The 18876-nt window shown below is 72.1% G+C and carries 14 protein-coding genes; 1 reads left to right on the top strand and 13 read right to left on the bottom strand.

The window, feature by feature from the left end; genetic code table 11:
- Window positions 1-3 precede the first annotated feature (3 nt).
- The 12 genes from chvE to ppdK all read right to left on the bottom strand — a co-directional run bounded on the left by chvE (window position 4) and on the right by ppdK (window position 16171).
- Complete coding sequence (chvE, locus tag CLV63_RS24815) at window positions 4-1086, bottom strand: multiple monosaccharide ABC transporter substrate-binding protein (RefSeq protein WP_106585614.1); 1083 nt, start codon at window positions 1084-1086, stop codon at window positions 4-6.
- Window positions 1087-1121: 35 nt separating this feature from the next.
- Window positions 1122-2633, bottom strand: a complete 1512-nt coding sequence (arfA, locus tag CLV63_RS24810) for an arabinosylfuranosidase ArfA (protein ID WP_106585613.1) — start codon at window positions 2631-2633, stop codon at window positions 1122-1124.
- A 22-nt stretch (window positions 2634-2655) separates the two neighbouring features.
- Window positions 2656-3534 (bottom strand): carbohydrate ABC transporter permease, encoded by an 879-nt coding sequence (locus CLV63_RS24805; protein WP_106585612.1) that lies wholly within the window; start codon window positions 3532-3534, stop codon window positions 2656-2658.
- A complete protein-coding gene (locus CLV63_RS24800; protein WP_106585611.1) occupies window positions 3531-4493 on the bottom strand; it encodes a carbohydrate ABC transporter permease in 963 nt (320 codons plus the stop codon). The genes CLV63_RS24805 and CLV63_RS24800 overlap by 4 nt, the downstream gene beginning before the upstream one ends.
- A gap of 33 nt (window positions 4494-4526) precedes the next feature.
- Window positions 4527-5837: an extracellular solute-binding protein gene (locus CLV63_RS24795; protein WP_106585610.1), complete on the bottom strand. Its 1311-nt coding sequence runs from the start codon at window positions 5835-5837 to the stop codon at window positions 4527-4529.
- Window positions 5838-5915: 78 nt separating this feature from the next.
- Window positions 5916-7283, bottom strand: coding sequence for an L-fucose/L-arabinose isomerase family protein (locus CLV63_RS24790; RefSeq protein WP_106585658.1), 1368 nt, complete (start codon window positions 7281-7283; stop codon window positions 5916-5918).
- 33 nt (window positions 7284-7316) lie between these two features.
- Window positions 7317-7994 carry an L-ribulose-5-phosphate 4-epimerase gene (locus CLV63_RS24785; protein WP_106585609.1) on the bottom strand — a complete coding sequence of 226 codons (678 nt, stop codon included), beginning with the start codon at window positions 7992-7994 and terminating at the stop codon, window positions 7317-7319.
- A gap of 16 nt (window positions 7995-8010) precedes the next feature.
- The gene (araB, locus tag CLV63_RS24780; RefSeq protein ID WP_211301454.1) at window positions 8011-9690 is read right to left on the bottom strand and encodes a ribulokinase; all 1680 of its coding nucleotides are present in this window, start codon (window positions 9688-9690) and stop codon (window positions 8011-8013) included.
- Between the two features lie 69 nt (window positions 9691-9759).
- Window positions 9760-10761: a LacI family DNA-binding transcriptional regulator gene (locus CLV63_RS24775; RefSeq protein ID WP_106585608.1), complete on the bottom strand. Its 1002-nt coding sequence runs from the start codon at window positions 10759-10761 to the stop codon at window positions 9760-9762.
- A gap of 142 nt (window positions 10762-10903) precedes the next feature.
- A complete protein-coding gene (locus CLV63_RS24770) occupies window positions 10904-12160 on the bottom strand; it encodes a deoxyguanosinetriphosphate triphosphohydrolase (RefSeq protein WP_106585607.1) in 1257 nt (418 codons plus the stop codon).
- A gap of 41 nt (window positions 12161-12201) precedes the next feature.
- The gene (locus CLV63_RS24765) at window positions 12202-13221 is read right to left on the bottom strand and encodes a YdcF family protein (RefSeq protein WP_106585606.1); all 1020 of its coding nucleotides are present in this window, start codon (window positions 13219-13221) and stop codon (window positions 12202-12204) included.
- 271 nt (window positions 13222-13492) lie between these two features.
- On the bottom strand, window positions 13493-16171 hold the full coding sequence (ppdK, locus tag CLV63_RS24760; protein WP_106585605.1) for a pyruvate, phosphate dikinase: 2679 nt from the start codon (window positions 16169-16171) through the stop codon (window positions 13493-13495).
- Window positions 16172-16724: 553 nt separating this feature from the next.
- On the opposite strand from ppdK, the gene trhA reads away from it, so the two are divergent.
- Window positions 16725-17342 (top strand): PAQR family membrane homeostasis protein TrhA, encoded by a 618-nt coding sequence (gene trhA, locus CLV63_RS24755; protein WP_245929039.1) that lies wholly within the window; start codon window positions 16725-16727, stop codon window positions 17340-17342.
- Between the two features lie 80 nt (window positions 17343-17422).
- Here the strand turns inward: trhA and CLV63_RS24750 are convergent, their stop codons facing one another.
- Window positions 17423-18811 carry a glycine--tRNA ligase gene (locus CLV63_RS24750; protein WP_211301453.1) on the bottom strand — a complete coding sequence of 463 codons (1389 nt, stop codon included), beginning with the start codon at window positions 18809-18811 and terminating at the stop codon, window positions 17423-17425.
- Window positions 18812-18876: the final 65 nt, after the last annotated feature.

The following is an 18876-nucleotide window of genomic DNA, read 5'->3' as shown; positions in this document are numbered from 1 at the left end:
GCCTCACTCAAGCTCGGACTCCTTGTAGTAGCCGCTGTCGAGCAGCTCCTCGCGGTAGTTGTCGGCGTCGACGGAGACCGGTTCGAGCAGGTAGGACGGGACGGTCTTCTTCCCGTTCTCGTAGCTCTCGGTGTCGTTGACCTCGGGCTTGTCGCCCTTGACCACGGCGTCGGTCATCTGCACGGCGACCTCGGCGAGCTTGCGGGTGTCCTTGAACACCGTCTGGGTCTGCTCGCCGGCGACGATGGACTTGACCGACGCCGCCTCGGCGTCCTGGCCGGTGATGACCGGCAGCGGCTTGTCGCCCTCGCCGTAGCCCACCCCCTTGAGCGAGGAGATGACGCCGATGCTGATCCCGTCGTAGGGCGAGAGGACCGCGTCGACCTCGGTGTCGGAGTAGTGCGCGCTGAGCAGGTTGTCCATCCGGGACTGCGCGGTCGCGCCGTCCCAGCGCAGGGTCGCGATCTTCTTCATGCTGGTCTGGCCGCTGCGCACGTCGAGCACGCCGTCGTCGATGTAGGGCTTGAGGACCGACATCGCGCCGTCGTAGAAGAAGTAGGCGTTGTTGTCGTCGGGCGAGCCGCCGAACAGCTCGATGCTGAACGGCCCCTTCTCCTTCTCGAGGTTCAGCGCCTTTTCGATGTAGGCCCCTTGGAGCACGCCCACCTCGTGGTTGTCGAAGGTGGCGTAGTAGTCGACGTGCTCGGTGCCGCGGATGAGCCGGTCGTAGGAGATCACCGGGATGTCGCTGTCGGCGGCCGTCTGGAGGACGTCGGTCAGCGCCTCACCGTCGATCGCCGCGATCACCAGGGCGTCGACCCCTTTGGTGATCATGTTCTCGATCTGCGAGACCTGGTTCTCCACGACGTCCTCGGCGTATTGCAGGTCGGCGCCGTAGCCCGCCTTCTCGAACTGCGCCACCATGTTCGCGCCGTCGTCCACCCAGCGCTCCGAGGACTTGGTCGGCATCGCGATGCCGATGGTGCCGTTCTCCCCCGTTTCGCGGGCGGCGTCGCCGACCGCGCACGAGGACACCAGCAGGGTCAGGGCGGCCGCTCCGGCCGCCAGTAGGTGTCTGTTCCTCATCGTTCTCGCCTTTCGGTGGTAGTCGGGCGGTGCCGTCAACGCGCGGTGGCGAGTTCGACGACCGTCCAGGACACGGGCGGCAGGACGGCGCGCAGCCGCCCGTCCGCCAGTTCGGCCGTGCGGTTCGCCGCGGGGGCGACCCGGTCGGGCTCGTCGGCGGTGTTGACGGCGTAGACGTCGGCGTCGGCGAGGGTGGCGCACCGCACGAGCCGTTCGGCGCCCAAGCCGCGCACGTCGACGTCGAGGGCTACCGCGGTGTCGACCGACCGGTTGAGGACGAACACGGCGGCCGCCCCGGACGCGGCGTCCCTGGTGGCGACGGCGTCGATGACGGGCACGTCGCCGTGGCGCGCGGTCGGGTGGACGGGCGCCACCGGCTCGACCCGCAGGACCTCGCCCTTCGCCGCTCGCGCGGTCTCGGCGAACGGGTGGAAGACGGTCTGGCGCCAGGCGCGCCCGCCCGGTTCGGTCATGATCGGGGCGATGACGTTGACGAGCTGCGCCTGGCAGGCCGCCGTCACCCGGTCGCTGTGCCGCAGCAGCGCGATCAGCAGGCCGCCGACCACCACGGCGTCGGCGAGGTGGTAGTGGTCCTCCAGCAGCCGCGGGGCGGTCGGCCAGTCCTCGCGGGGCGCGGCGGCGCGGTGGCGGCTCTGGTACCAGACGTTCCACTCGTCGAAGGAGAGCCGGATGCGCTTGCGGTCGCCCAGCCGCGCGCCGACGGCGTCGGCCGTCGCCGTGACCGCGTCGATGGAGCGGTCCATGTCCGCGCCCGAGGCGAGGAAGCTCGCGAGGTCGCCGTCGTGCTCCTCGTAGTAGGCGTGCAGGGAGATCGCGTCGACCGCGTCGTAGCACTCCGCCAGGACGCCCGCCTCCCAGGCGCCGAACGTCGCCATCGCCGAGCCGGAACTGCCGCACGCGACGAGCTCCAGTCCCGGCTGGGCCATGCGCATGGCACGCGCGGTCTGCCCGGCGAGCCGCCCGTACTCGCGCGCCGTGGTGTGTCCGACCTGCCAGGGGCCGTCCATCTCGTTGCCGAGGCACCACATGGTGATGCCGTGGGGTTCAGCGGTCCCGTTGGCGGCGCGCCGGTCGGACAGCAGGGTGCCCTTGGGGTGGTTGGCGTACTCCAGCAGGTCGAGTGCCTCGGCGACGCCGCGGGTACCGAGGTTGACCGCCATCATCGGCTCGACCCCGGCTTTCGCGGACCAGCGCATGAACTCGTCGAGGCCCACCTCGTTGGTCTCGGTGCTGTGCCAGGCGAGGTCGCGGCGCACGGGGCGGCGGTCGCGCGGCCCCACCCCGTCCTCCCAGCGGTAGCCGGACACGAAGTTGCCGCCGGGGTAGCGGACGGTGGTGACGCCCAGTTCGCGCGTCAGGTCGAGGACGTCGCGGCGGAACCCGTCCGCGTCGGCCGTCGGGTGGTCGGGTTCGTAGATCCCGGTGTAGACGCAGCGGCCGAGGTGCTCGACGAAGCCGCCGAACGTGCGGCGGTTGACGGGGGCGACCGTGAAGGCCGGGTCGAGGGTGAAGGAGGCGTGGTGCATGGTGTCCTCTCTCTGGATCGGGTCACTTCAGGCCGGCGTCGGTGACGCCGCGCACGACCTGGCGCTGGAAGAGCAGGAAGACGGCGATCAGGGGAAGGGCGCCGAGGACCGCCGCGGCCATGTTCTGCGCGTACTGGATGCCGTAGGCCCCCTGCACGGTGCCGAGGCCGACGGGGACGGTCATCAGGGCGGGGTCGGTGGTGGCGACGAAGGGCCACAGGAAGTTGTTCCAGGCGTGGACGAAGGTGAAGATGCCGACCGCCGCGAGGATCGGCAGGGACATCGGCAGGACGACGTTCCAGAGGATCCGCAGGTGGCCGGCGCCGTCGATGCGGGCCGCCTCCTCGTAGTCGCGCGGGATGGCGTCGAAGAACCGTTTCAGGATGAACACCATGACGGGCGCGACGACCTGCGGCAGCGCGATGCCCCAGTAGGTGTCGACCAGCCCCAGGACGGTCATCTCGTCGAACAGTGGGATGATGAGCACCTGGGCCGGAACCAGGATCCCCGCGATGAACAGGGCGAACAGCCAGGAACTGCCGGGGAAGGGCACCTTGGAGAACGCGTAGGCCGCCAGGACGCACACCACCAGGGTGAGCACGGTGACGCCGGTCGAGATGACCGTGCTGTTGAGCAGCCACTGCTGGAGGTCGCCGCGGGCGATGACCGCCCGGTACGCCTCCAGCGTCGGTTCGAGGGGCAGCCAGCGGACGGGGACGGCCGTCGTCTCACCCTCGGGTTTGAGCGAGGTGAGCACCGCCCACACCAGCGGGAGCAGCCAGACGACGGCGAGGAACAGCACGGAGACAGTGGCGAGGACGCCACCGGGGCGCACGCGGACGCGGCGCCGCCGGGGCCGTCCGGCCGCCGTCCGGGGGGCTGCGGTGGTGGCGGTGCTCATTCCGTGGTCTCCTTCCGGGAGAACAGGCGGAGCTGGACGAGCGAGGCGACGACGATGACGGCGAAGAAGAGGTAGGAGATCGCCGAGGCGTAGCCGATGCGCAGTCCGGTGAAACCGGTGTCGAAGATGTAGCCGATGATCGGCCGGGCCGCGTAGTTCGGGCCGCCGGAGCCGGCGGTCATCAGGTACGCCTGGTCGAACAGCTTCAGCGACGCGACCATTTGCAGCATCACGATCAGCGCGGTGGTGCGGCGCAGCAGCGGCAGGGTGATGCGGGTGAGCCGCTGCCACGGGCCGGCGCCGTCGAGGGCCGCCGCCTCGTGGACGTAGCGGGGGATGCCCTGGAGCGCGGCGAGGTACAGCAGGAAGTTGAACCCGGCGGTCCACCACACGGTGGTGATGGCGATGGCGGGCAGCACCGTGCCCTCACCGGAGAGCCAGCCCACCTCGGGCAGTCCGATCCCGGTCAGCAGGCTGTTGACCAGCCCGAACCCGGGTTGGTAGAGCCATGTCCAGATGAGCGTGACCACCGCCACCGGCAGCAGGAACGGCCCGAAGAACGACAGCCGCAGGAACCAGCCGAGCCGCGCCGTGCGGTGGGTCAGCAGCGCCATAGCCAGCGCGATGGCGACCAGCAGCGGTGTGCTGATGGCGGTGAACAGCACCGTGACCCAGAGCGACTGCCAGACCGCGGGGTCCGCCAGCATGGCGGACCAGTTCGCGAGGCCGACGAAGGAGCCGCCGCCGCGGGCGAGGCTGCGGTCGGTGAGGCTGGTCCACAGCCCGGCGAGCATCGGCCAGAGGAGGAAGACGGCGAACAGGGCCGTGAACGGGAGGGCGTACCAGAGGCCGGCCCATGCGGCGGCGGTGCGGCGGGCCCGGCCCGGGGGGCGGGCCGCGGAGCCGGTGGGGCCGCTGGACGCGGTCCGCACCGGCTCGGTGTCGGCGTGGGTGGTCATGTCGGACTCCAATGGAGGCGGGAGGGAGCCGGCTCACACCGGCGCGGGCGTGTCGACGAGCTGCCGGGCCGCCCGCTGGAACCGGGCGAGGGCCTGCTCGGGGGTCGCGGCCCCGTCGAACACGCCGCTGAAGACGGAGTCGGCCTCGTTCTGCAAGGGCGCGGCGGACCCGCTGAACCACGCGTCCGGGTCGAACTGCACGTGCTCCGCTGCGCTGCGGTAGTCCGCCTGCGGTTCGAGCGCGTCGTACTCCGCGCTGCGCGCGACAGGAAGGTAGGCGGGGGTGTGGCCGCCGCCGGCCCAGATCAGGCTGTGCTTCAGCATCCATGCCGCGTAGGCGACGGCGGCGCGCACGGCCCGGTCGTCGGGATCGCGCCGGTGCGGGAGGACGAACGCGTGGGAGTCGCCCTGGCCGAGCGCGTCGCCGAAGATCCCGGGGAACGGGCGCATGCCGAAGTCCATCCCCGCTGCCTGGAAGGTGGGGATCTCCCAGTTGCCGCCGAGCATCAGCCCCGCGATGCCGTTCTGGAAGTTCGCGGGCGTGCCCGGCGCGTCCGACGCCTTGGGGGTGAGCCCGTCCGATGCGATCCGGCGCAGGAAGTCCAGGACCCGCAGCGCCTTGTCGTCGTCCATGACAACGTCGCCTTCGAGGGTCAGGTCCCCGCCGAGCTGGCGGTACAGCGACCAGAAGAGCCGCCAGCCGGCCGTGGTCTCCATGACGATCCCGTACCGGCCGGTGACGTCGCGCACGGCGGCGAGCAGGTCGAGGAACTCCTCCGGGCCGCTGGTCTCGACCAGCCCGCCATCGGCGTCGAGCACGCCGGCGCTCGCGCAGACCTCCCGGTTGAAGTAGGTGACGACCAGGTGGGTGTCCAGCGGGATCGCGTACAGCTCGCCGTCGACCGCGCACTTGTCCCAGACGTTGGGCAGCACGGTGTCCGGGCCGATCCCGAACTCGGCGAGGAGGTGCGCCGGCACGGGGTCGATGAGCGTGCCGGCGCCCAGCCCGCGCAGCCGCGACAGGTGCAGGGTCGCGATGTCGAAGGCGCGGCCGCCCGCGGCGCCCATCGTGAACTTCGTGTAGTAGGGGTTGCCCCACAGGTAGGTGGTGGGACGGAAGTCGACCTCGGGGTGGTCCGCCCGGTAGGCGTCGTGCATCTCGACCATGCGCGCGCCGTCGCCGCCGGTGAAGAGGTTCCACTGGCGCAGACGGGCGCCCGCTGCGGTCGGGCGCGCGCCGCAGCCCGCCGTCGCAAGGCCCGCTGCCGCGAGGGTCCCGGCGAGGAGGGTGCGGCGCCCGACGCGGGAGCGCTCGGGCGGGGTCGGTGTGCTGTCTGTGCGCATGGCCTGTCCTGTCCTGATGCGCCGGATGTGCGGCCGTGCCCCGCGGGGCCGCGGGGCGGGTGGGTCGGACCCGTCCGGTCAGACCTGGTGGAACTCGATGCCGGCGAGCGCGCAGAATGCCTCCCAGTCGGCGGCGTGCCGGCCGAGGTTCAGGACCATGTGGTGCGTGCCCCCGGCGCGCAGCCACGCGTCCATGCAGCCGCGGACGCCGCTGTCGGGCCGGAACTGCCCGTAGGGCATCTCCAGCGCGGGCAGCTCCGGGGAGTCGAGGACCTCGCCTTCGGCGACCACCAGCCGGAACCGCTCCCCGCCGAGGGAGACCAGCGACGCGAGCGTCGCCGGGCCCGGGCGGATGCGGAACAGCAGCGTCGGCGGGTCGTCCAGCCCGCCGATGCCCAGCGGCCGCTTGACCAGCCGGACCCGCTCGTCGGGGCGGCCGACCCGCCAGTTCCCCTCCCCCATGTGGCTCATCAGGATGGAGTCGGTCGGGAAGTCCATCGCGTACATCTCGGTGAAGTGGCCGTCGCCGGCGAGCCGGTGCCCCGCGTGGACGGCCACAGCGGCGAGCACGTCGCCCTCACCCGCGAAGCCGTAGCCCTTCGCCATGAGGGCCGACGCGGCGGCCATGGGCAGCCGGGCGAAGCGGCCGTCCTCGGCGATCGCGTCGAAGTGGGTGGAGTAGGCGCCGATCCCCCGCTCTACGAGCAGCCGCTCGATCGCGAGCTGCATCCGGGCGTGGTCGGTGCGCTCCTCCTTGGCCAGCCGCGGGTCCACGTCGAACAGCTCGTCCTCCGCCGCCATCAGCTCCTCGACCTCGGACGGCGGCAGCCCGGTCATGGTGCGGTACAGCTCGCCGGGCGCGATGACCTCCACCTCCGGCCCCAGGACGCGGAGCAGCGCCGCCTCGTCGAACCGGGCGTCGCCCATTCCGTTCATCGCGTAGCCGACCACGCCCACCCGAAGCCGCCGCAGCGCGGTGACGGTGTGCGCGGCGCGCGCCCAGCGGCCGACACGCTCGCGGAACTCCGCGCCGCGCCATTCGGCGGTGACCACCTCGAAGGGGACACCGGCGCGCACCATCGCGTTCGCGGTGTCCTGGGCCCCGTGGATGCCCTGGTTGTAGGTCATGTCCGCCATGTCCCACGCCGGGGTCACGGCCGGGTCCGGCTGGATGTTCGCCAGGCAGACGGGCAGCCGCAGCCCGGCGAGGGCGCGGGTGACCCGCAGGGACGGCGCGTAGGTCAGCATGATCACGAGCACGCCGTCGAGGTCCTGCTCCTCGAAGGCGCGGACGGTGCGCTCCGCGTCGGCGCGGGTGCGGACCGGCGCGGGCACCGTGCACTCGGCGACCCCGGCGAGCTGCGCGGCGACCTCCTCGGCGTAGGCGGCCTGGCGCTCGGTGATGCCGGGCAGCATGGCGTCGTAGAGCTCCTGCATGATGCCCATGACCCCGATGCGGGGCAGGCGTTCTGGCACGGTTCACGCACCTTCTCTCGTCCGGTCGGGCTGTCCGTAGGCGTTCTGGTAGCGGTCGTAGAGCGCGTCGACGTCCGCGCCGGGCAGCGGCCGCACCGGGCCGTGCAACCGCGCGAAGTGCAGGGTGCGGGCGGCGTCCTCGCACATCACGGCCGCCTTCACGGCGGCTTCGGCGTCGCGGCCGATGGTGAAGACCCCGTGTCCGCGCATCAGCACGGCCGGGGAGCGGTGGCCGGCCAGTGTGGCGACGACCCCCTCGCCGATCTCCGCGCCGCCGATGCGGGCGAAGGGGCCGACGGGGATGTCGGCGCCGAACTCGTCGGCCATCGCCGTGAGGGCGCAGGGAATCGCCTCGCCCCGCGCCGCCCACGCCGTCGCGTAGCCGCTGTGGGTGTGCGCGACCCCGCCGACCTCGGGCATCGCCCGGTAGATGTGGGCGTGCGACGCGGTGTCGCTGGAGGGTGCGTGGTCGCCCTCGACCACGGCGCCGTGGAGGTCGGTGACCACCATCGACTCGGGCGTCAGCTCGTCGTAGCCCACGCCGCTGGGCTTGATCACGAGGAGGCCGGTGCCCGGAACCCGGGCCGAGACGTTCCCGCTGGTCCACGCGACCAGGTTCCAGCGCAGCAGTTCGGAGTGGAGGCGGCACACCTCGCGGCGTGCCGCGGCGACGGCGTCCATGCGGTCCTTCCCTTCGTCAGGTGCGGGCGTCGTTGCGGATGCGGCGCAGCCGGTGCAGCGCGTCGCTGCCGCCGCGCCCGAAGTGGTCGTGCAGGTCGCGGTAGACGTCGTAGAGGCGGTCGTAGCCGGCGGAGTCGCGGAGGTCGGGGCGGACGGCGTCGCGGCGGACCCGGCCCATCGCCGCCGATGCCGCGCGGATGTCGGGGTGGGCGCCCGCCGCGACCGCGGCGTGGATCGCCGAGCCGAGCGCGGGGCCCTGGTCGGCGTCCGTCACGTGCAGCGGGCGGCGCAGCACGTCGGCGTAGACCTGGAGGACGAAGGGGTTGCGGGTCAGCCCGCCGGCGACCGTGACGCCGTGCACGGGGACGCCCGCGGTCTCGAACGCCTCGACGATCGTGCGGGTGCCGAACGCGGTCGCCTCGACCAGCGCGCGGTAGAGGTCCTCGGGGGTCGTCGCGAGGGTCGCCCCCGCGATCACCCCCGACAGCGAGTGGTCGACCAGCACCGACCGGTTGCCGTTGTGCCAGTCGAGGGCGACGAGCCCGTGCGCGCCGACCGGCTGCGCCGCGGCCCTGCGGGAGAGCAGCTCGTGGGTGCCGGTTCCGGCGCGCTTGGCCGCGCGGACGTACTCGGGCGGCAGGAAGCCGTCGGCGAACCAGCCGAGGATGTCGCCCACCCCGCTCTGCCCGGCCTCGTAGCCCCACAGCCCGGGGACGATGCCGTCGCGGACGACCCCGCACATTCCCGGGACCTCGGCGGGGACGTCGGAGTTCAGCACGTGGCAGGTGCTGGTGCCCATGACGGCGAGCAGCTCGCCGGGGTCGACGGTGCGCGCGGCCGCGGCGGTGACGTGGGCGTCGACGTTGCCGACCGCCACGGCTACCCCTTCGGGCAGGCCGGTCAGCGCCGCCGCCTCGGCGGACAGCCCCCCGGCGCGGGCGCCGAGCTGCGAGAGCGGGAAGGCCAGCTTGTCGTCGGCGAACCCGGCGAACGCGGGGTCGAGTGCGGCGAGGTAGTCGCGCGACGGCCAGGCGCCGTCCTGGTGGATGCCCTTGTACCCGGCCGTGCAGACGTTGCGGGTCTCGCGCCCGCACAGCTGCCACACGATCCAGTCGGCCGCCTCGATCCAGCGGTCGGCGCGCGCGTAGGCCTCCGGGTCCTCGCGCAGGACCTGGAGCCCCTTGGCGAACTGCCATTCCGCGGAGATCCGGCCGCCGTAGCGCGGCAGCCACGGCTCGCCCCGTTCGGCGGCGACGCGGGTGATCTCGTCGGCCTCGGGCTGGGCGGCGTGGTGCTTCCACAGTTTGGGGTAGGCGTGCGGGCGGTCGGCGAACCCGGGCAGTTCGCACAGCGGTGTGCCGTCGGCGGTGGTCGGCAGCACGGTGCACGCGGTGAAGTCGGTGCCGACGCCGATGACCCGGTCCGCGCCGATGCCCGCTGCGGCGAGCGCCTTCGGGACGCCGCGGCGCAGCACACCGCGGTAGTCCTCGGGCAGTTGCAGCGCGGTGTCGGGCGGCAGGGGGCGGTCCGAGCCGGGCAGCGCGGTGCTGAGGACCGCGTGCGGGTAGTCCTCGACGGCTTCGGCGAGGACGGCGCCGTCGGCGGCGCGGACGACCACGACGCGTCCCGACAGGGTGCCGAAGTCGATGCCGACCAGCACGGACGACGAATTGTTAGCGCTAACATTCGGTGCCATGACGGCTCCTGGAACGGGTGGGGGTCGACACGGATCGGGGGGCCGGGCGGGATCAGCCGGGGTCGGGGGTCAGGTCGGGTCGGGGGCCTGCGCGGTGCTCGACCGCAGGACGAGACGGGTGGGGACGACCTCAATGGGGGCGTGCGCCGCGGGCTCGGCCGCGCCGTCGAGCAGCCGCAGCAGCACGCTGATGCCGCGCCGGCCGACCTCACCGAAGTCCTGGTAGACGGTTGTCAGGGGCGGCGAGAAGAACTCCGCCTCGGGGACGTCGTCGAAGCCGGCGACGCTGACGTCGGCGGGCACCCTGCGCCCGGCCTCGCCCATAGCGCGCAGCACGCCCAGCGCCATCTGGTCGTTGGCGACGAAGACCGCGGTGATGTCGGGCCGGGCCGCGAGGGTCCGGCCGATCTCGTAGCCGGAGCGGGGGCTCCAGTCACCGTGGGCGTACTCGGGCACGGCGGCCCCCGCCTCCTCCAGCGCGCCGCGCCATCCGGCGACCCTGCTCTCGGCCTCCAGCCAGTCGCGGGGGCCGGCGACGTGCCACACCGTGCGGTGGCCGAGGTCGAGCAGGTGCCGGGTGATCTGGTGGGCGCCGGCGGCCTGGTCGACGCAGACGACGGGCAGGTCCGGCGCCACGCCGCCCTCGACGGCGACCAGGGGCCGCGGCCCGCGCAGGCCGGTCAGCGCCTCGACGGCGGCCCGCTTGGGCGCGATGACGATGCAGCCCTCGACGGACTGCTCGGCGAGGTAGTCGAGCGCCTCGCGGATGGTCTCGCGGGTGATCGCCGTGAGGCTGACGATGCTGACGAAGTACCCGGCCTGGCGGGCCGCCCGCTCGATGCCGAGCAGGGTGCTCGCCGGGCCGTAGAGGGTGGTGTCGAACGCCACCACGCCGAGCACCTGGGAGCGCCGGGTCGCGAGGGCCCGCGCCGAGGAGTTGCGGTGGTACCCGAGCTCCTCGATGGCGGCGACGACCCGCTCGTGGGTCGCCGGCTTGACGTTGGGCAGGCCGTTGAGCACCCGGGAGACGGTCTGGTGGGAGACGCCGGCGACGCGGGCGACATCGGCCATGACCGGATCCCGTCCATTGCCGGCGGTTGCCATGCGGCGCTCCCGAGTACTCGCTGAATGTGATGCGAGCTACATTGTTAACGCTCACAACTCGGGCGGTCAATACCGGATCCGCACTCGACCGCCCGGAGGCGCGGCTCCGCTACCCGGCGAGCGCGCGGTAGCGCGCCAGTGCCGCGGTGTCGGACAAGCTCGCCACCTGGTCGATCACCACCCGCAGTGCCGATGCGTCGTCGGCCGCGCCGATGTAGTCGGCGCGGAAGGGCGGGTCGAGGGCGTCCGGCGCGCCCAGCCGCACACCGGCGACGAGCTCGGCGATGATGTCGCGCTCGCGCGCCTGCTGCGCGACCGCCTCGGTGCGCGCCATCACGTAGTGCGCGACGACGGCCTTGAGCAGGGCGCACTCCAGCAGCGCCCGGCGGGGAACGATGAGGTCGGCGGCGTAGCGCGTGATGCGGCCCGGCCCGGCGGCCGCACGGGTGGCGTCCTGCGCGGCGCGGCAGAACCGGCCGATCAGCTCACTCGTGAGGTTCTTCAGCGCGGCGAGGGACCCGAGGTCGCCGCGGAACGACGCCGGCCAGAACCCTTCGTCGAGCAGCGCGGCGAACACCTCGGCGAGCTCGGCCTCCGCGCCGTCGCAGTAGGCGGCCGCCGCGAGCGCGCACACCCGCGCCCGCTCCTCGGGGCTGCGCAGCGCGTCGATGCGGATCAGGCCGGCGTGGATGCCGTCCTCCAGGTCGTGCACCGAGTAGGCGACGTCGTCGGCCCAATCCATGACCTGGGCCTCGAAGCTGGTACGGACGCCGTCGACGCCGTCGCGGACCCACGCGAAGATCTCGGTGTCGTCGCGGTAGCAGTTGAACTTCCCGGTGCCCGCTCCCCCGCGCTGCCACGGGTACTTCAGGGTGGCGTCGAGCGCGGCGCGGGTGAGGTTCAGGCCCGCGCTGCGCCCCTCGGGCGTGAGCACCTTGCCTTCGAGGCGGATGAGCAGCCGCAGGCTCTGCGCGTTGCCCTCGAACCCGCCGCAGGCCGCCGCGGCGGCGTCGAGCGCGGTCTCGCCGTTGTGCCCGAACGGGGGGTGCCCCAGGTCGTGGGCGAGGCACGCCGCCTCGACGAGGTCCGGGTCGCAGCCCAGTGCGCCGCCGAGCTCGCGGCCGATCTGCGCGCACTCCAGCGAATGGGTCAGCCGTGTGCGCGGGAAGTCGCTCTCGCCGAGCTGCACCACCTGGGTCTTCGCCGCGAGGCGGCGCAGGGCGGAGCTGTGCAGCACGCGGGCGCGGTCGCGCTCGAACGGGCCGCGCGCGCGGTTCTTCGGGGGTTCGGGGGCCCAGCGCTCGCGGTCGTGGTCGCGGTAGCCGGGCGGCGGGCGTTCGTCGCGCCCTTCGGGTCTCAGAGGCATCGCCTCTGAATCTAGGCCCCGCGACCTGCGAAAGCGAGCGGTCAGCCAGTGGCGTCGACCTCAAGGTCGGTGCTGTCGCCGAAGATCCAGTAGTACCAGAGCGATGCGGTCTCCCTGGTGATGTACCAGAGCTGGGTCTCGCGCTCGATGACGGCGGGCCCGGAGCGCGAGGGCGAGGTGGTGGCCTCCTCGATGCCGTAGTCGCCCGCCATGACGCGGGACCGCAGCGCGTGCCACGGGTCGGTGACGATCACCGCGGAGTCCCAGCCGCGGTCGGCGAAGACGGGCTCCATGGCCTGGAAGCTCTGGAGGGTGTCGTTGCCCTTCTCGACCGCGACGACCCGTTCGGCGGGCACCCCCGCCTGGATGAGCCACTCGCGGCCGGTACCGCCCTCGGTGAAGTTGTCGCCCGGCAGGTTGCCGCCGACGGTGACGATGGCGGGGGCCACGCCCGCCTCGTAGAGCTCGGCGGCGTGCTGCAAGCGCGCCTCGAAGATCGGCGAGGGGCGGCCGTTGTACTGGCTGGCGCCGAGCACCACGATGGCGTCGGTCGGGACGCGTTCGTCCTGCCGCGCGGTGTACCAGACCCAGCCCCAGGTGGCGAAGGGGGTCAGCACGGCGAGGAGCACGACCAGCGCCACGGCGTGGCGGATCTTGAAGCGCCGGCGCCGCGGCGCTCCCCTGCGGCCCGGCGGGTCGTCATCGTCGTCGTAGTGGTCGCGGCCGTCATCGTCGCCGCCGCCGTCGTCATCGTGGCCGCCGGTGCCGTCGTCTGAGGGCCGGCTCCCCGGCCGCGACATCGTGCGGGTCGCATCGGGGTCGGGCCGCTCCGGGCCGCCGCCGGGTTCGCGCGTGAAGACCTGGGTGCTGTCGGCGTTCGCCGGGCCGGGCCCTGCCGAGGGGATGCGGGCCCGCACGAACTCCTGCGGGCGCCCGCCGGCCGCCGGATCGGCCGCCGCGTAATCATCGCGGACGAAGGGCCTGGTGGTCCCGGGATCGGGGTCGGCACCGGGACGGCCCGCACGCGGCTCACGGCCGCTGTCGACGCCATCTCCCCGCATGTGCCACCCCCTGAGACGATGCGAAGGGCCGGCCGGTCGCGGCCGACGTCCCGTTCCGCTACGCAGTAGTGACGCACGCGGGCCCTGCCGGGTTCCCGGCGGGCTCAGCGTACTCGACGCTGCCCCTACCACGAAGGTCGCTTTCAGCTTAGGAGACCGTCAAGGGAGGTGCGGCCGGAATGCGCGGGATGCCCGGAGTTCCCGGGCATCCCGCCGCCGCGGCCGGGCCGATCGGCCCGGCCGCGGCGGCCGCTCGGTCGCGGCCGGCGGCTCAGTCGCGGGCGGCCGCGCGGCCGGCCTCCAACCGTGCCACGGGGACCCGGAACGGCGAGCACGAGACGTAGTCGAGCCCGACCTGGTGGAAGAAGCGCACCGACCACGGGTCGCCGCCGTGCTCGCCGCAGATGCCGAGCTTGATCCCCGGCCGGGCCGCGCGCCCCTCCTCCACGGCGATCTTGATGAGCCGGCCGACGCCGTCGACGTCGATCGACTCGAACGGTGAGACGCCGAACACACCGCGCTCCAGGTAGGCGGAGAAGAACGACGCCTCGACGTCGTCGCGCGAGAACCCCCACACGGTCTGGGTGAGGTCGTTGGTGCCGAACGAGAAGAACTCGGCGTTCTCGGCGATCTGGCCCGCCGTCAGCGCGGCGCGCGGGAGCTCGATCATCGTGCCGATGGGGAAGTCGAGTTCGACCCCGAACTCCGCGCCGACCTCGCGCAGGACGCGCAGCGACTCGTCGCGGATGATCTCCAGCTCCTGCACGGTCCCCACCAGCGGGATCATGATCTCGGGGCGCGGCCGACCGCCCGCCTTGATGCGGTCGGCGGCGGCCTGCGCGATGGCGCGGACCTGCATGGTGAACAGGCCGGGCACCACCAGGCCCAGCCGGACCCCGCGCAGCCCCAGCATCGGGTTCTGCTCGTGCAGCTTGTGGACGGCCTGGAGCAGCCGGAGGTCGCCCTCCTGCTTCTCCCCGCGCGCCTCGGCGACGGCGACCCGCACCGACAACTCGGTGATGTCGGGCAGGAACTCGTGCAGCGGCGGGTCGAGCAGCCGCACGGTCACCGGCAGCCCGTCCATGGCCTCGAAGACCCCCCAGAAGTCGTCGCGCTGCAAGGGCAGCAGCGCGGCGAGGGACTCGTCCTGCTCCTTCTCGGTGTCGGCGAGGATGAGGCGCTCCACCAGCTGGCGGCGGTCGCCGAGGAACATGTGCTCGGTGCGGCAGAGGCCGATGCCCTGGGCGCCCATGCGGCGGGCCCGTGCGGCGTCCTCGGCGTTGTCGGCGTTGGCGCGGACGTTCATCCGGCGCGCGGCGTCGGAGTACTGCATGAAGCGGTGGACGTTGCGGACGAGCTCGTCGGCCTCGTCGGAGGCGGGGTCGACCTCGCCGTCGAAGTAGCGGACCACGGGCGAGGCGACCACGGGTACCTCGCCGAGGAACACCTCGCCGGAGGTGCCGTCGATGGAGATGACGTCGCCCTCTTCGATCACCTCGCCGCCCGGGGCGGTGAGCCGCCGGTTCTTGGTGTCGATGTCGAGTTCCTCGGCGCCGCACACGCAGGTCTTGCCCATGCCGCGGGCCACGACGGCCGCGTGGGAGGTCTTGCCGCCCCTGCTGGTGAGGATGCCCGTGGCGGAGATCATGCCTTCGAGGTCGTCGGGGTTGGTCTCGCGGCGGCACAGGATGACGTCCTCGCCGCTGCGGGACCACTTGATGGCGGTGTAGGAGTCGAACACGGCCTTGCCCACCGCGGCGCCCGGCGAGGCGTTCATGCCGCTGCCGAGGCGGTGGCGCTCGGCGGCGTGGTCGAAGCGGGGGAACATGAGCTGGGCGAGTTGGTCGCCGGTGACCCGCGAGACCGCCTCGGCGAGGGTGATCACGCCCTGGTCCACGAGCTGGTTGGCGATGCGGAACGCGGCGGCGGCCGTGCGCTTGCCCACCCGGGTCTGGAGCATCCACAGCTTGCCGCGCTCGATGGTGAACTCGATGTCGCAGAGGTCGCGGTAGTGGTTCTCCAGCGTCTCCATGATGTGCAGGAGCTCGGCGTAGGCCGCGGCGTCGACGCGTTCGAGGTCGGCCAGCGGCACGGTGTTGCGGACACCGGCGACGACGTCCTCGCCCTGGGCGTTCTGGAGGTAGTCGCCGTAGATGCCCTGCTGGCCGGTCGCCGGGTCGCGGGTGAACGCGACGCCGGTGCCGGAGTCCATGCCGAGGTTGCCGAAGACCATCGCGCAGACGTTCACCGCGGTGCCGAGGTCGGTGGGGATGCGCTCCTGGCGGCGGTAGAGGACGGCGCGCGGGGCGTTCCACGAGTCGAAGACCGCGTTGACGGCGAGCCGCATCTGCGTGCGCGGGTCGGCGGGGAACTCGGCGCCGGTCGCCTCCCGCACGATGGCCTTGAAGCGGTCGACCAGCGCCTTGTAGTCGTCGGCGTCGAGGTCGAGGTCGTTGCGGACGCCCTTGGCCTGCTTGACGTCGTCGATGGCGTCCTCGAACAGCTCGCCCTCGATGCCCTGGACGGTCTTGCCGAACATCTGGATGAGGCGGCGGTAGGAGTCCCAGGCGAACCGGTCGTCGCCGGCCTGCGCGGCGAGGCCGCGCACGGAGTCGTCGTTGAGGCCGATGTTGAGGACGGTCTCCATCATGCCGGGCATGGAGAACTTCGCCCCGGACCGGACGCTGACCAGCAGCGGGTCGTCGGCCTGGCCCAGGCGCTTGCCCATGGACTTCTCCAGCGACCGCAGCTTCTCGTCGATCTCGGCGTCGAGTCCGTCGGGCAGCCGGCCGTGGGCGAGGTAGTGGCGGCAGGCGTCGGTGGTGATGGTGAACCCCGGCGGCACGGGCAGGCCGAGGTTGGTCATCTCCGCGAGGTTCGCGCCCTTTCCGCCGAGGAGATCCTTCAGATCCTTGTTGCCCTCGGCGAATTCGAAGACGTAGTTGGGCACGGGAGGCTCCTTTGCAAGGCCGCTTGACCAGGAATGGGCGCGACTCTACCCCGCAGCCCCGGAAAACTCTCTCACCACGCCTCTATATCGGTGTTTTCGCAGTTCAATGCGACTCTATTGGTGTAGACCAAAGGTCTTGCGATTACGGCATGGGAGACCCCCGTCACACCGGCCGATTGCGCGCGCATCGAAGCGCAAAAGACCAGCTCAGGATGTGTTCAGTGAAATCGGTGGGCCGCCGGGGCCCGCGCAGTGGTCCAATATGGGGAGACGGGCCCTGTTGTGCCGAGAACCACATTATTACCAGTGAGTAACCTACGGTTGCGTAGGTAGAGTTGCGGATGCGGGCCACCCCCGCTGACGCCGCGGCGCCGCCGACCAGGGCGGGGCGGCGGTCCGAACCCACGGAGAAGAGATCGTGTCACGGAAGCAGTCGGACGACACGCGCCACCGCGATGACACCGGCACCGGCACCGGCCACGGCGACGCCGACGGGGCGCTCGCCAAGGCCGGGGCGGCGGCCTCCGAGTTCCTCGACGTCGTCAAGCCCAAACTGCGCGGCTGGCTGCACCTCGGCACGGCGCCCGTGGCGCTCGCCGCGGGAATCGTGCTGGTCATCCTCGCCCCGACCGGGCTCTCCCGGCTCGCCAGCGCCGTCTACGCGATCAGCTCGGTGCTGCTCTTCAGCACCTCGGCGGTCTACCACGTGGGCCGCTGGTCGCAGCGGGGCGTGGCCGTGCTGCGCCGCCTCGACCACGCCAACATCTACCTGATCATCGCGGGCACCTACACGCCGTTCGTCCTGCTGGTGCTCGACGGCACCCTGCGCTCCGCGATGATCACCCTGATCTGGGGCGGCGCCATCGCCGGCGTGGTGTTCAAGGTGTTCTGGCTGAACGCGCCGCGCTGGCTGTCGACGGCCCTCTACCTCGCCATCGGCTGGGTCGCGGTCCTGTTCATCCCGCAACTGGTCCACGGCACCCACCCGGCGGCGTGGATCCTGATCGCCGTCGGCGGCCTGCTCTACAGCGTGGGCGCCGTCGTGTACGGCCTCAAGCGGCCCGACCCGGCGCCGCGCTGGTTCGGCTTCCACGAGGTCTTCCACTCGCTCACGATCGCCGCGTTCGTCTGCCACTACATCGCGGTGTCGTTCGTCGTGTACACCGCGTAGCCGCACCGCACAGCGGGACCGCCGCGAAAAGAGCGGCGGCCGCGCCGGAACCCCGGCGCGGCCGCACGCGGCAGGCGGGATCAGCAGCCCGGCAGCCGCTCCACCAGGTACATCTCGACCTGGTCGAGGGACACGCGCTGCTGCGACATCGAATCGCGCTCGCGGACGGTCACCGCGGAGTCGTCCAAGGTGTCGAAGTCGACCGTCACGCAGAACGGGGTGCCCACCTCGTCCTGGCGGCGGTAGCGGCGGCCGATGGCACCGGCGTCGTCGAAGTCGACGTTCCACCGGCGGCGCAGGCGGGCGGCGAGGTCGCGCGCCTTCGGCGACAGGTCGGGGTTGCGCGACAGCGGCAGCACGGCGACCTTGACCGGCGACAGCCGCGGGTCGAGCTTCATCACGGCCCGCTTCTCCAGCTTGCCCTTCGCGTTGGGCGCCTCGTCCTCGGTGTAGGCGTCGAGCATGAAGGCGAGCATCGCGCGGTCGACGCCGGCCGCCGGCTCGATGACGTAGGGCACGTAGCGCTCGTTGTTCTCCTGATCGAAGAACGACAGGTCGGTGCCCGACGCCTTGCCGTGCGCCGTGAGGTCGAAGTCGGTGCGGTTGGCGATGCCTTCGAGCTCGCCCCACTCACCGCCGGCGAACCGGAACCGGTACTCGATGTCGACCGTGCGCTTGGCGTAGTGGGACAGCTTCTCCTTCGGGTGCTCGAACAGCCGCAGGTTCTCCGGCGTCATGCCGAGGTCGACGTACCACTGCATGCGGGTGTCGATCCACGACTGGTGCCAGGCCTCGTCCTCGCCCGGCTTGCAGAAGTACTCCATCTCCATCTGCTCGAACTCGCGGGTGCGGAAGATGAAGTTGCCGGGCGTGATCTCGTTGCGGAACGACTTGCCGATCTGGCCGATGCCGAACGGGATCTTGCGGCGGGCGCTCTGCTGCACGTTCAGGTAGTTGATGAAGATGCCCTGCGCGGTCTCCGGGCGCAGGAACGCCCGGCCGCTCTCGTCCTGCACCGGGCCCAGGTAGGTGCTGAGCAGGCCGCTGAACGTGCGCGGCTCGGTGAAGGAGGACTTCGCGCCGCAGTTGGGGCACGCGATGTCGGCGAGGCCGTTCGCCGGCGGCCGGCCGTGCTTCTCCTCGTACGCCTCGGCGAGGTGGTCGGCGCGGAACCGCTTGTGGCACGACTGGCACTCGGTGAGCGGGTCGACGAAGGTGTCGACGTGGCCGCTGGCCTCCCAGACCTCGCGCGCGAGGATCACGCTGGAGTCGAGGCCCACGACGTCGTCGCGCTCCTGCACCATCGCGCGCCACCACTGGCGCTTGAGGTTGCTCTTCAGCTCCACACCGAGGGGGCCGTAGTCCCAGGAGGCGCGCAGGCCGCCGTAGATCTCGCTGGAGGGGTACACCAGGCCCCGGCGCTTCGCGAGGTTGACGAGGGTGTCCATCGCCTCTGACTTGGCAGCCATGATCTCTTACTCTCCATCCAACTGGCGGTCGGCGGATCGCTCTTGGGCGGGGCACGGGGATGCCC

The organism is Murinocardiopsis flavida (genome assembly GCF_003014485.1).
GTDB lineage: Bacteria > Actinomycetota > Actinomycetes > Streptosporangiales > Streptosporangiaceae > Murinocardiopsis > Murinocardiopsis flavida.
Note: the sequence above shows the minus strand (reverse complement) of the source record. Positions and strands in the feature narration are given on the sequence as shown.

What these genes read in the sequence shown, in the direction of transcription:
- CLV63_RS24770 (WP_106585607.1), bottom strand. Translation starts at nt 12,160, where the DNA reads ATGCCTCTGAGACCCGAAGGGCGCGACGAACGCCCGCCGCCCGGCTAC.
- CLV63_RS24790 (WP_106585658.1), bottom strand. Translation starts at nt 7,283, where the DNA reads ATGGGCATCATGCAGGAGCTCTACGACGCCATGCTGCCCGGCATCACC.
- CLV63_RS24775 (WP_106585608.1), bottom strand. Translation starts at nt 10,761, where the DNA reads ATGGCCGATGTCGCCCGCGTCGCCGGCGTCTCCCACCAGACCGTCTCC.
- CLV63_RS24785 (WP_106585609.1), bottom strand. Translation starts at nt 7,994, where the DNA reads ATGGACGCCGTCGCCGCGGCACGCCGCGAGGTGTGCCGCCTCCACTCC.
- CLV63_RS24765 (WP_106585606.1), bottom strand. Translation starts at nt 13,221, where the DNA reads ATGCGGGGAGATGGCGTCGACAGCGGCCGTGAGCCGCGTGCGGGCCGT.
- CLV63_RS24805 (WP_106585612.1), bottom strand. Translation starts at nt 3,534, where the DNA reads ATGAGCACCGCCACCACCGCAGCCCCCCGGACGGCGGCCGGACGGCCC.
- arfA (WP_106585613.1), bottom strand. Translation starts at nt 2,633, where the DNA reads ATGCACCACGCCTCCTTCACCCTCGACCCGGCCTTCACGGTCGCCCCC.
- CLV63_RS24800 (WP_106585611.1), bottom strand. Translation starts at nt 4,493, where the DNA reads ATGACCACCCACGCCGACACCGAGCCGGTGCGGACCGCGTCCAGCGGC.
- araB (WP_211301454.1), bottom strand. Translation starts at nt 9,690, where the DNA reads ATGGCACCGAATGTTAGCGCTAACAATTCGTCGTCCGTGCTGGTCGGC.
- chvE (WP_106585614.1), bottom strand. Translation starts at nt 1,086, where the DNA reads ATGAGGAACAGACACCTACTGGCGGCCGGAGCGGCCGCCCTGACCCTG.
- CLV63_RS24795 (WP_106585610.1), bottom strand. Translation starts at nt 5,837, where the DNA reads ATGCGCACAGACAGCACACCGACCCCGCCCGAGCGCTCCCGCGTCGGG.
- CLV63_RS24750 (WP_211301453.1), bottom strand. Translation starts at nt 18,811, where the DNA reads ATGGCTGCCAAGTCAGAGGCGATGGACACCCTCGTCAACCTCGCGAAG.